The organism is Rhodoflexus sp., assembly GCF_053489755.1.
In genome coordinates, this window is record NZ_JBRCHD010000049.1 from 25,212 (window position 1) to 36,868 (window position 11,657).

12 protein-coding genes are annotated in these 11,657 nt (G+C 47.0%); 7 read left to right on the top strand and 5 right to left on the bottom strand.

Annotation, left to right across the window (positions count from 1 at the left end; translation table 11 throughout):
• Positions 1–54: 54 nt before the first annotated feature.
• The 3 genes from ACWIP2_RS11275 to ACWIP2_RS11285 all read right to left on the bottom strand — a co-directional run bounded on the left by ACWIP2_RS11275 (position 55) and on the right by ACWIP2_RS11285 (position 4,186).
• Positions 55–1,197, bottom strand: coding sequence for a cysteine desulfurase family protein (locus tag ACWIP2_RS11275; RefSeq protein WP_448520034.1), 1,143 nt, complete (start codon positions 1,195–1,197; stop codon positions 55–57).
• A 13-nt stretch (positions 1,198–1,210) separates the two neighbouring features.
• The gene (gene glmM, locus ACWIP2_RS11280) at positions 1,211–2,611 is read right to left on the bottom strand and encodes a phosphoglucosamine mutase (protein WP_448520035.1); all 1,401 of its coding nucleotides are present in this window, start codon (positions 2,609–2,611) and stop codon (positions 1,211–1,213) included.
• Positions 2,612–2,698: 87 nt separating this feature from the next.
• Positions 2,699–4,186, bottom strand: a complete 1,488-nt coding sequence (locus ACWIP2_RS11285; RefSeq protein WP_448520036.1) for a TonB-dependent receptor — start codon at positions 4,184–4,186, stop codon at positions 2,699–2,701.
• Positions 4,187–4,393: 207 nt separating this feature from the next.
• Between ACWIP2_RS11285 and ACWIP2_RS11290 the strand changes: the two genes are divergently transcribed.
• The gene (locus tag ACWIP2_RS11290; protein WP_448520037.1) at positions 4,394–5,134 is read left to right on the top strand and encodes an MbnP family protein; all 741 of its coding nucleotides are present in this window, start codon (positions 4,394–4,396) and stop codon (positions 5,132–5,134) included.
• A 169-nt stretch (positions 5,135–5,303) separates the two neighbouring features.
• Here the strand turns inward: ACWIP2_RS11290 and fabG are convergent, their stop codons facing one another.
• Positions 5,304–6,050 (bottom strand): 3-oxoacyl-[acyl-carrier-protein] reductase, encoded by a 747-nt coding sequence (gene fabG, locus ACWIP2_RS11295; protein ID WP_448520045.1) that lies wholly within the window; start codon positions 6,048–6,050, stop codon positions 5,304–5,306.
• A gap of 82 nt (positions 6,051–6,132) precedes the next feature.
• Between fabG and ACWIP2_RS11300 the strand changes: the two genes are divergently transcribed.
• The 4 genes from ACWIP2_RS11300 (at position 6,133) to ACWIP2_RS11315 (ending at position 8,868) form a co-directional block, all read left to right on the top strand.
• A complete protein-coding gene (locus ACWIP2_RS11300) occupies positions 6,133–6,885 on the top strand; it encodes a L,D-transpeptidase family protein (RefSeq protein ID WP_448520038.1) in 753 nt (250 codons plus the stop codon).
• 320 nt (positions 6,886–7,205) lie between these two features.
• A complete protein-coding gene (locus tag ACWIP2_RS11305) occupies positions 7,206–7,454 on the top strand; it encodes a hypothetical protein (protein ID WP_448520039.1) in 249 nt (82 codons plus the stop codon).
• Complete coding sequence (locus ACWIP2_RS11310) at positions 7,402–7,809, top strand: sensor histidine kinase (protein WP_448520040.1); 408 nt, start codon at positions 7,402–7,404, stop codon at positions 7,807–7,809. Before ACWIP2_RS11305 ends, ACWIP2_RS11310 begins: the two co-directional genes overlap by 53 nt.
• Positions 7,810–7,968: 159 nt before the next feature.
• Positions 7,969–8,868, top strand: coding sequence for a MerR family transcriptional regulator (locus ACWIP2_RS11315; RefSeq protein ID WP_448520041.1), 900 nt, complete (start codon positions 7,969–7,971; stop codon positions 8,866–8,868).
• On the opposite strand, the gene ACWIP2_RS11320 is transcribed toward ACWIP2_RS11315, so the two are convergent.
• Positions 8,865–9,881: an SMP-30/gluconolactonase/LRE family protein gene (locus ACWIP2_RS11320; RefSeq protein ID WP_448520042.1), complete on the bottom strand. Its 1,017-nt coding sequence runs from the start codon at positions 9,879–9,881 to the stop codon at positions 8,865–8,867. The genes ACWIP2_RS11315 and ACWIP2_RS11320 overlap by 4 nt on opposite strands.
• 54 nt (positions 9,882–9,935) lie before the next feature.
• On the opposite strand from ACWIP2_RS11320, the gene ACWIP2_RS11325 reads away from it, so the two are divergent.
• Both ACWIP2_RS11325 and ACWIP2_RS11330 read left to right on the top strand, forming a co-directional pair.
• Positions 9,936–10,844, top strand: coding sequence for an ABC transporter ATP-binding protein (locus ACWIP2_RS11325; protein ID WP_448520043.1), 909 nt, complete (start codon positions 9,936–9,938; stop codon positions 10,842–10,844).
• Positions 10,845–10,866: 22 nt separating this feature from the next.
• On the top strand, positions 10,867–11,657 hold a 791-nt coding region (locus tag ACWIP2_RS11330), incomplete at its 3' end, for an ABC transporter permease (RefSeq protein WP_448520044.1).

The window sequence follows — 11,657 nt, forward strand, 5'->3', positions numbered from 1 at the left end:
GTTTCGCTTAATTTTCAGGCGGCAAAGTTAGCGGAAAAATACAGGATTAGCTTTTCAGGCGGTTTGCATCTGGAAAATTTCCTTCAGCTTGGCGATGGTATAGTCTATTTCTTCTTTGGTGTTATACTTGCTAAATGAGAAGCGCACGTTGCCTCTGCCTGCGGTATGAGGCAATGCCGATAGCACGTGCGAACCTATGTTACTGCCGCTCGAGCAGGCGCTGCCGCCCGAAGCGGAAATGCGGTGAATATCTAAGTTGAACAAAAGCATTTCGTTGGCTTCCGATGGCGGAAAACTCACATTCAGAACGGTATAAAGGCTGTTTTCAACATCGCCGGAAGCGCCGTTGAATCGAATATCGTCGAAGGTAGCTTTCAAGCGTTCTATCATGTACGCCTTTAATCCTTTGATATAGTTCATATGCGCATCTAATTGCTGATAGCATAACTCTATGGCTTTTGCCATGCCCACAATGCCGTAAACATTTTCAGTGCCGCCGCGCATGTTGCGCTCCTGCGCGCCGCCGGTAATCAATGAATGGATTTTCTTGTCGTTGCGTACATAGAGGAAACCAACGCCCTTAGGGCCGTGAAATTTATGCGGCGCGCCTACGATGCTATGGACTTTAACTTTCTGTAAATCAATGGGATAATGACCTACCGTCTGTACGGTATCGGAGTGAAAGAACGAACCGTATCGCTCGCACATTTCCCCGACGGTTGCTATGGGCAGCATATTGCCGATTTCATTATTGCCGTGCATGAGCGATACCAAACTGTTGGGATTGGCTTGCAACAGTTCTTCCAAGTGGTTCAGGTCAATATTGCCTTGTGCGTCGTGTCTTACAAGGCTCAGGCGAATCGCATTTTTTTGGGCTAATTCTTCGAGCGTATGCAGTACGGCATGGTGTTCCAGTTGGCTGGTAATAGCGTGTGTAATGCCATGTGTTTGGATAGCGCAGCGAAGGGCAGTATTATCAGACTCTGTGCCGCCTGAAGTAAAAAATATTTCCGAAGGCGAGGTATTGAAGGTGGCGGCAATTTTCTTGCGAGCTTGCTCGATGGCAGCCCGCACTTTACTCCCGTGTGAGTGGATAGAAGAAGGGTTGCCAAAGTGCTCCAACATGAAAGGAGTCATCGCTTCAAATACTTCGCGGTCTAACTGCGTAGTGGCGGCATTGTCTAAGTAAATACGCATATCTCAGGATGTTTTAATTGGCTCTGTAGGAAATAATTTCTTTGATGTCGCTGATGATTTTATTAGCGAGAAAGTCTGCGGTTACTTGCAACTCCGACTCGGCATAAATGCGGATAATTGGCTCGGTATTCGATTTGCGCAGATGTACCCACCCGCGATCAAACTCTATTTTCACCCCGTCAATCCGGTTGATGGGCTGTTTGCAGTAGCGCTCTTGCACTTGGGCGAGCACCTGATCTACGTCAATACTGTTGTGGAGGTCAATCTTATTCTTGGAAATGTAGTAGTTGGGATAGGTAGCCCGTAACATTTTGGCTGACTTGCCAAATTTGGCTAAATGTGTCAAAAACAGGGCGATACCTACGAGTGCATCGCGTCCGTAGTGTAGTTCGGGGTAGATAACGCCGCCGTTTCCTTCACCGCCGATAACGGCATTGTAGGTTTTCATAGCTGCAACTACGTTCACCTCGCCAACGGCGGCAGCAAAATATTTTCCACCGCGCTTTTGCGTTACGTCGCGTAGGGCACGGGTAGAGGACAGATTGGATACAGTATTGCCTCCACCATTTTGGCTAAGTACATAATCAGCTACCGCTACTAAGGTATATTCTTCGCCAAACGGAGTGCCATCCTCACAAATGAATGCCAGCCTATCCACGTCTGGGTCGACAACGATGCCGAGGTCGTAGTTGCCGGCTTCCAATTTACTGCAAATATGTGTCAGATTTTCGGGTAGCGGCTCGGGATTGTGTGGAAAAAGTCCGTTGGGTTCGCAGTATAATTTTTCTATTTTCTGCACCCCAAGAGCTTCCAGCAACATAGGTACGGCAATGCCGCCTGTAGAATTAACCCCATCTACCACTATTTCGAAGTCAGCCGCCTGAATAGCCGCTCGGTCTACCAACGGGAGCTGTAAAATTTTCTCGATATGTTTTTGCAGATAGCTGTTATTGGTTGTGTAGCTGCCGAGGCTGCCTGCACGGGCGTAATCAATACTGTCTTTGTCTGCAATTTCCAGTATTTCTGCGCCAGCTTCTGCCGAGATAAATTCACCTCTGCTATTGAGCAGTTTAAGTGCATTCCAATTGCTGGGATTATGGCTGGCAGTAATGACGATCCCTCCACCTGCTTGTTCATCTGCCACTGCTATTTCTACCGTTGGTGTGGTAGATAGTCCAAGATCTATTACGTTGATGCCTAAACTTTGCAGTGTAGATACGACGAGGCGGTTGATCATTTCTCCTGTCGTACGCGCGTCTCTACCAATTACAATTTTTTGCTTTCTGGGCGCATTTGCCAAGACCCAAGTACCAAATGCTGCTGTATAACGCACAACGTCTTGAGGGGTTAGCGATTCGCCGGCTCTACCGCCTATGATACCCCTAATGCCTGATATAGATTTGATGAGTGCCAATTCGCTGTTCTAAAATTTGAGTGCAAAATTAGCAGTTTTGAGGCGGAATCGGGTATCTGATCAGCTACCGACAATTAGTTTTTATGATCACAATGAAGGCGGATCATTGTATTCCGGCACAGCGTCTATTGCCCTTGGCGTATCCAAGAAAAATCCGGGTTTGAGGCGTTCGCAAGGATAGCCGAACAGGCACTTATCTTTGATCAGGCGTGCAACCTCCTCAGGTACCATTGCTTCCCAGCCGTCTTGAGCTTTTTTGATCATGGCCAGTACGTGATCTGAGATGATATATAGATTTTCTAGGTTAGCATTTTTAATGTCGCGTATGCGTTGGTTTGCCAGCAAATGAACAAACAAATGGCGCTGTGATTCGGTAAGCTCGAAGTTTTCACAGGTATTCAGCACCTTGCTTTCTTGATCGAGGAAGGGGTAGACGTACAGCCGCACGTTCTTTTTAAACAGCTTACTAAAGGCTTCTAAAATGCCGCCCGGCAACTGATCGTACAGTCCTTCGTCGAAAATAGTTCTCAGGTTATGAATACCCAGAATCACACCGATCTGCTGTTTGGTTTGTGTTGCCAGATAGCCTACCAGCCTGTGGTAGCGATGGTAGTTAGAAATCAGTACGGTAAGCCCTTGTGAGCACAAAATATCTACGCGATCCAGGAAGTCTTTCTCGTCTATATCCGGATCGGCGGCCTTAAGATCCTGCAAGGTCAGTTCAGCGATTTTCAGCGTGTTTTCGGGGGTTACACCGTTCTCGTGGATAAACATTTGATAGCCTTTTTCGAGCATATCCATGTTTACATGGGTCAGTGGGCGGAAGCGGCCGCGCAATATAAGTACGTTCTTCTTGTAGAATGCTTCTGAAGCCTGTAATACGTTGCCATCCGGTCCAAAAAGTGCAGCATCCGTTAGTCCGTGTTGTACTAATTGAAGGCTCAGCAGGCGATTGTCCACATGCTTGAAATTAGGACCTGTCAAGCGGAACATATCCACTTCTATTCTGTCGCGGTGCAGGTTGTCTATCAGCGACTTGATCATTGCTTGGGGATCGTCGTGCAGGTAAAAGCAAGCATACAGCAGGTTTACGCCAATAATACCCAGTGCGTTTTGTTGCAGCAAGGCATCGTTGTCGTGCATTTTTACGTGGATGACTGCATCGTTGGGCATAGTACGCGGCGAAAGTTGGAAACGCACTCCTATCCAACCATGTCCTTGGTTGCTTTTTTGGTAGTTCAGCGCCTCAACAGTATTAGCGAAAACGAAAAAATTGGTGCTTTCGCCACGCTTTTTATCCAGCCGCTCCACCAGCAGGCTGTATTCGTGTGCAAACATTTTGTTTAGCCGCTGCTCGCATACGTAGCGCTTGTCCTCGCCATAGATTGCATTGCTGAAAGTCATGTCGTAGGCTGACATGGTTTTGGCGATTGTACCCGAAGCGCCGCCTGCTTTGAAAAATATGGAAGCCACCTCCTGTCCTGCACCTATTTCGGCAAAAGAGCCGTAAATACGCTTGTCTAAATTGATTTTCAGGGCTTTCTGGCGTGTACCTAAGAGTGATTCGTCAATCATGTGTGGATTATAGTCTTGGAACAAAAATGTTTGTTAATGTGTTACTTTTGCAACAGAACTGCAAAAAGAGGGGATGGACAAGTTGCAGCCTGTTCCTGCTTTGGTGGCTTAAAGTTACAATATTTTGCCGTATGAACCATCTGCAACCTCATAAATTTACGATCCGTTTATAGATTAACGCACTGATGTCCAAACTACTATTCAACGATGAAAAAAATTATTTATGTTTTATTGGTGAGCGTATTTGCGCTTTCAGCTTGCAATGATTCGCTACAACCCGAAGGCAGGAGCAAAGTAACGATTAACTTGGCAATGCTCTTTGAAGGGCAACCGCTTGTATTGGCAGATAGGCAGTATCGCAATGCCAATGGCGATGTTTTTACCATCGAGCGCTTTCAGTTTTACATGAGCAATGTAAAATTCAGGAATACTGCTACCCGCGATTCTTTTGCTGTGCCTAACAGCTATCATCTGATTGTGCGCAAAGAAAATACACATCTGTTTGAGTTGCCGCTCGATATACCAGCTGGCAAATACGATGAGTTGGAGTTTGCTGTTGGCGTAGATCCGGTGCGCAATCTATCCACCGATCAGGTAGGCGATCTGGATCCTTCTAATAATATGGCTTGGGACTGGAATACAGGTTACAAATTCCTGATGATTGAGGGGAGGGTATTCCCGCCGACAGGCAACCAGCGCGGGTTGGTATTTCACGTGGGGGGCGACGAAAATTACCGCGTCATTCGCCTGCCGCTAAGCACTACGCTGAATACGTCGAGCCGCCCGCAGCATGTGATTGCTATGAATGTAGAGGTTGCCAATATGTTCAATTCACCCAATGTCATTGACCTGAGCCGTCAAAGTACAGTGATGATGGGGCCTGTTGCTGCGAAGGTAGCTGACAACTACAGCAGCAGCGTATTCAGTATCCGCGCCGTAATGCCCTGACAAAAAGTCCGTCATGTACAAGCAAATCTATACACGTTGATTTGAGCGGATAACACAGATAAACGCTGTTTTTTTAACTAAAAAAATCCGTGCAAACCTGCATTATCCGCACTTATCAGTGTTTAAAATCGGAACTACCCAATCAGTACTTCGTAAAAATCCGGACGACCTATGTCAGCATACCGCCGTTGACCTGCAATACCTGCCCAGTAATATAGCGCGACAGATCAGAGCCAAGAAACACGGCGCAGTCTGCTACTTCTTCAGGAGTGCCTCCGCGTTTCATCGGGATACTTTCTTTCCAGCTATCTACTACTTTAGGGTCTAATTGCGCGGTCATTTCCGTTTCGATGAAGCCGGGCGCAATAGCATTGCAACGCACATTGCGCGAACCCAACTCCAGTGCTACCGATTTAGTAAAACCGATAATACCTGCCTTAGAAGCAGCATAATTAGCCTGTCCGGCGTTACCTTTTATTCCTACTACCGATGTAATATTAATGATTGAGCCGGAACGCTGCTTCATCAGGTGCTTGGTAGCAGCCTTAGTCAGGTTAAAAACCGATTTCAGATTCGTATTAATAACGGCATCCCACTGTTCCTCGCTCATGCGCATTAGCAGACCGTCGCGGGTAATTCCTGCATTGTTGATCAGGATATCCACTGTGCCAAAATCAGCAATAAACTGCGCGATCAGTGCTTCGGCTGCCTGATGATCGGAGGCATCCGAGCGATAGCCGATGGCTTTTACGCCAAGTGCTTCTAATTCTTTTTGCAGCGCTTCTCCCTGTGCTACGCTGGAAAGATAAGTAAAACCTACATTTGCACCTTCTTGTGCAAAACGGATAGCCATAGCACGCCCGATACCTTTAGAAGCGCCTGTAATCAGCGCATTCTTGCCTTGAAGTAAACCCATCATTTGCTTAAATTAGAGTGTTTGCGGGTGCTATTTTACGCACGAATTTTGAAAAGTCATTGATTTAAGCTATTTCCTGCCGATGAAAAACTATATCCGCGTTATATTTTGTTGCTGTGTGCTGCTGTGGGTAAGCAGACCGGTCCGGGCGCAGCAAATACCCGAAACATGTTTGCAACTCGTAGTAGTGCAGGCTGATGGCTGGTCAGCAGTTCCGGCAACACTTCAGCGCTACGAGCGTGCCGACAGCCGCTCGGCATGGAAAAAGGTAGGAAAGCCCTTTCAGGTAGTCTTGGGCAAAAATGGTATGGCATGGGATAGCAGCCAGCCCTTTCGCCCACAGGACGGCAGCGCCCCTATCAAACGCGAAGGCGACGGCAAAGCGCCCGCCGGGCTGTTTCCACTGCTTTATGCCTATGGATATGACCAAGCGCAGTCGCAGTGGCGGTTTCCTTACTTGCAAGTCAATGAAAGTACGCTTTGCATAGACGATCCGCAGTCTCGTTATTACAATCAGGTGATCAACCGCGACAGTATTGCGCAGCCCGACTGGAAAAGCTATGAAGATATGCGCAGAAAAGATGAACTTTATCGGCTTGGAATTGTTGTAGGGTATAATACGCAGCCTGTTCATGCAGGCAATGGTTCATGCATATTTATGCACTTGAGCGGCGGTACGCCTCGGCAATCCAAAGGAACTGCCGGATGCACCGCGATGCTGCGCAGTGAAATATTGCAAATACTCGATTGGTTGCATCAGGAAAAAAAGCCGATGCTGTTGCAAATGCCTGTAGCAGAGTTAAAGGCCTTACAACATCGCTTCAGGCTGCCTTAGCGAGCCGCTGCGATTTAACCTTAAACCATTATCCGACTTGCTGATCTCAAAAGTTTTGCAAGTAGTGCAAAGACTCTTGTTGCTTTGTGTGCTGCTGTGGATGGTATCTGGATTGTCTCAGGCACAGAATCCTTGCGTGGACAGTATGCATCGAGTAATCATTAGGCAGCCCATTGATACAGTCATTATCAATACGCAATTACACATTGCAAGGGCCTATTGGAACAGTCATCCCGACTCTTCGGACTACTACACCCGAAATGCACTTGTACTGGCCCTGAAAAGTGGCTACGAGGCAGGGCAAGCGTTTGCATTTAGCAATGTGGCATCTTTCCAACTTTTGCACAACGAAGATTCCGGAGCAGTCGCCTATTATTTTAAAATCGCTTGCTATCAGGCAAAAACTCAACGATATACGCGGCGTGGCAAACTGCTACAGCGATATTGGCTATGCTTATTTGCAACAAGAAAATACAAGCATTGCCTCTGAATACCTGTACAAAGCGCTGGCAACTGATGGTTCGCATCGAAGCAGAGCACCTGCGGATTGTGACGCGCAACCTGATTAGCAACGCTATTAAGTTTACGAATACCTTTGGCGAAATTGTCATTTACAGCGAGGAGAATCCTGTAACTGAACAGGCAATTATTTATGTGCAAGACAATGGCATTGGCATACCCCTCGAAAAACATGCTATTGTATTCAGCTATGCTTCCCGTATGCCTCGTCGAGGTACGGTCGGCGAATCAGGCAGTGGGCTGGGGCTTGCCTTCTGCAAAGACTTGATTGAGAAGAGCGGAGGGCGGATTGGATTCTTTTCGCAACCCGGCCTTGGCAGTACGTTCTACATTACCCTTCCGATGCTTGTGCAACAACCAGCACCTCAGGCATCACAACTGCTCCAAAAAACTGAACAGGACTAAAAATAGCGCGGATCTGTTAAACAATTTCTCCTGTAGCTTGTTCTAAAATCAGGAAACGCTACGGAGTAACAAGCCTTCCGTAAACTTTCAGCAAACTTTAATTACTTCACAACCAGCAGCTTATCTATCGTGATAAGCTGGACATATCTAAGACCGGACATGAGCGCGAGCAGTTACTCTATTAAAGATTTGGAAAACCTGACCGGTATCAAGGCACATACCATCAGGATGTGGGAGCAGAGATACGGTATTCTTAAGCCCGAACGTACAGACACTAACATCAGGCTTTATGGAGCATCAGAGTTGAAAATGATGCTTAATATAGCCCTGTTGAATAATCACGGCATCAAGATCTCGAAGATAGCTCGGATGAGCTACGAGGAGATCCGTATGAAAGTCATGGAAACGATCCATCAGTCAGGCAATTTTGACAATCAAATCAATGCCCTGACCCTTTCTATGATTGATCTGGATGAGGCGCAATTTGAAAAGATCATGGCAACCAATATCCTGCAATATGGATTTGAAAAAACCATGATAAACATTGTGTATCCGTTCCTGATCAAGATTGGTACGCTTTGGACAACCGATGCGATCAACCCGGCTCAGGAGCATTTTATCACAAACCTGATTCGCCAAAAAATCATTGTGGCCATTGACGGACAATTTGAGCCGCGTCCTAATCAGAAAAAGTTCATGTTGTTTCTCCCTGAGGGAGAGCTACACGAAATAACCCTGCTCTTCAGCTACTACGTGATTAAGTCGCGCGGTCATAAAGTGATTTATCTTGGACAAAGCACGCCTCTGAGCGATTTGGCACAGGTTTATGACATACACAGACCCGACTACCTCCTTTCAGTCATTACTTCTGTGCCTCCTGATGAGGATGTACAGACTTATGTAAACTTTCTTTGCAACCGTTTCCCCGATACCAAGATTTTGCTTAGTGGTTATCAGGTGGTTGGACAGGATTTGAAACTCTCTGATAACGCGCTGGTTATCAATCAGATGCGCGATTTGATCGAGCTTGTGGAAGATCTGAAGTATGCAACTGACTAATAGGCAAAAGAAATCATCGGAACGCCCCTGATGTTTTCTAATTTGATCTTGAACAAGTGTCCGCTGTTGGGATAGAGCCGCTGTTGGTCTTCGTTGAGACCGATAGCGGCTGTTGTTATGTAGAGTTCATCCAACTGTGTGCCGCCGAAAGCGCAAGAGGTAACGCGCCAAGCACCCGGCGTATGGACTTTAAGTAGGGGCTTTCCCGTATTGGGATTGTAACGCATGACGCAACTGCCTTCCCACAGTGCTACCCAAATCATACCTTCTGCGTCTATAGCCATGCCGTCGGGGTAGCCCGCACCTTCAGGAATACGCACTGCTACGCGGTCAAATCGGATCTCAGCCGTGGCCGCATCGTAGGCATAAGCGCGGACTTGGCCTGTAGGAGTATCTATGTAGTACATCTTTGTGCCGTCTGCCGTCCAGACAATACCGTTGGAAATTCCTACGCTATCTATTTTTTTGGTGATTTTGCCGTTTTCTTCCAAGCAATAGAGTGCGCCCTGTTTACCTGAAGCGTTAATAGCCATTGTGCCTGCCCACAGTCTGCCTCTCGGGTCGCACTTACCGTCGTTGAAACGATTGTAGGGCTTGTCTTTTTCAGGAGCAGCCAGCAATTCAAGCGATTGATTATCAAACCGATAGCGAAAAATCCCGTCTTGCAGCGCCACAACGGCATTGCCTTTTTGGTCGGGTACGACCGTACCTATCCGGCGTCCCATTGTATGGGTTTGCAGGTTACTGTTCATAGGATCGAAAATATGCAACAGTCCGTTTTCAATATCAATCCACCAGAGTTTCTGCTGCGCGTGATACCAATAAGCGCCTTCGCCCAGCGATGCGCCGGCGGGGAGAATAACGGCTGCTTCTAAGGTTGTATAGCTAGTATCTGTATTCATGCCCAAAGTTTGGTCAGGCTGTTTGCCGCTGTCGGCGGGAGTAGCGCAACCCGCCAATAACCCTGTAAGTAACAGTTGCGTAATAGCATAAAGAAAAGCATATTTTTGCATAGTGGCAACGTCCTTTCAATCCAATGAAGTTGCATCTAATCTACTAAAAATCCGGTGAATATTTTAGAAACCAACCAATTAGTCAAACGCTACGCAGGGCATACCGCTTTGCAGGATGTTAGTATTGCTGTTCCCCAAGGGCAGATTTACGGGTTGTTGGGTCCAAACGGCGCGGGAAAAACCTCATTGATTCGGATTATTACTCAAATTACAGCGCCCGATGAGGGTACGGTTAGCTTTATGAACGAGCCTCTGGCGCCTGTGCATCACCAACAGATCGGCTATTTGCCCGAAGAACGCGGACTTTATCGCAAGTCTAAGGTAGGCGAACAGCTCATGTACCTCGCCCGTTTGCGCGGTCTGAGCGAAAGTGAAGCCCGTCAGCGTATCCGTGCATGGCTGGAACGGCTCAACCTGATGGACTGGGCGGCCAAAAATGTGGAAGACCTTTCCAAAGGAATGCAGCAAAAGGTGCAGTTTATCGCAACTGTCGTGCATCAACCGCTGTTGATTATTTTAGATGAACCTTTTTCAGGTTTCGACCCTGTTAATTCCAACCTTATTCGCGATGAGATTCTGGAATTGCGCCGACAGGGCAGCACTATTATTTTTTCTACACACCGCATGGATACCGTAGAGGAGCTGTGCGACTACGTCGGGCTGATCAATCGCTCGCGCAAGGTGCTGGAAGGTAAGAAAGCGGACATCAAGAATGCTTACAAAACGCATACGTTTATTGTCGAAACTGATGCTCCTGTCGTATTGACGGAAAACGGTTATGAGGTATTGCAGGTAGAAGAGGCAGCAGGTGGAATTTACAAGCATACGGTAAAAATCCATCACGGCAGCAATAACGGGCTTTTGCAGGCATTTATGGCGCAGGCAAATATTGTGTCGTTCACCGAACAGATACCTGATATGAACGAAATTTTTATCCGCGTGGTAGCGGCTAACAACAACTAAAACACCCCCTACATCTTATTGTATGAACAACATATGGCTCGTTGTGCAGCGCGAATACCTAATTCGCGTGCGCAAAAAAAGTTTTCTGATTATGTCCATTCTCGGACCTATCCTGTTTGGCGCCGTCTTGTTTGTGCCGGCGCTGATTGCCGTTTTTGCATCCGAAGATGACCAACACATTGCCGTCGTTGATAAAAGCGGCTTGTTCAAAGATAAATTTGAGAACAGCAAATCATTGACTTTCAGTATTTTAGATATTGATATTGACCAAGCCAAAGCGGCGCTGAAACAGAAAAAGTACGATGGTGTTTTGCTCATTCCCGCTATTGAATTGAGCGACCCGCAAGGTTTCGCCTATTTTTCCCAAGAGAGTCTCTCGCCAATAACCAAGTCCCATCTGGAACGCGCCATTCGCCAACAAATAGAAGAACTTCGCATGATGCGTTCCGGCATTAAACAAGAACAGTTGGACAGCATCCGCGCCAAAGTGGACATTGCCACTATCAAAATTGGCGAAGAAGGTGAAAAAGCCAGCAGTTCGGACGCAGCGATGGCCGTAGGTTATATAGGCGCGTTTTTCATCTATGTTTTCATTTTCCTTTATGGTTCGCAGATTATGCGCGGAGTAATGGAAGAGAAAACCAATCGCATCATAGAAATATTGATTTGTTCGGTGCGCCCTTTTGACCTGATGATGGGTAAAATTATAGGCATCGGCGCGGTAGCGCTCACGCAGTTTCTTATATGGGTTGCGTTGAGTTTGTCCATCACAACGGCCGCCTCTATGTTTTTTGGTTTGGATAAAGTAGCTCA

Excerpts from the sequence above, each read along its gene's own strand:
- ACWIP2_RS11275 (WP_448520034.1), bottom strand. The coding sequence starts at position 1,197 with ATGCGTATTTACTTAGACAATGCCGCCACTACGCAGTTAGACCGCGAA.
- ACWIP2_RS11285 (WP_448520036.1), bottom strand. The coding sequence starts at position 4,186 with ATGATTGACGAATCACTCTTAGGTACACGCCAGAAAGCCCTGAAAATC.
- ACWIP2_RS11290 (WP_448520037.1), top strand. The coding sequence starts at position 4,394 with ATGAAAAAAATTATTTATGTTTTATTGGTGAGCGTATTTGCGCTTTCA.
- fabG (WP_448520045.1), bottom strand. The coding sequence starts at position 6,050 with ATGGGTTTACTTCAAGGCAAGAATGCGCTGATTACAGGCGCTTCTAAA.
- ACWIP2_RS11300 (WP_448520038.1), top strand. The coding sequence starts at position 6,133 with ATGAAAAACTATATCCGCGTTATATTTTGTTGCTGTGTGCTGCTGTGG.
- ACWIP2_RS11305 (WP_448520039.1), top strand. The coding sequence starts at position 7,206 with ATGTGGCATCTTTCCAACTTTTGCACAACGAAGATTCCGGAGCAGTCG.
- ACWIP2_RS11310 (WP_448520040.1), top strand. The coding sequence starts at position 7,402 with ATGGTTCGCATCGAAGCAGAGCACCTGCGGATTGTGACGCGCAACCTG.
- ACWIP2_RS11315 (WP_448520041.1), top strand. The coding sequence starts at position 7,969 with ATGAGCGCGAGCAGTTACTCTATTAAAGATTTGGAAAACCTGACCGGT.
- ACWIP2_RS11320 (WP_448520042.1), bottom strand. The coding sequence starts at position 9,881 with ATGCAAAAATATGCTTTTCTTTATGCTATTACGCAACTGTTACTTACA.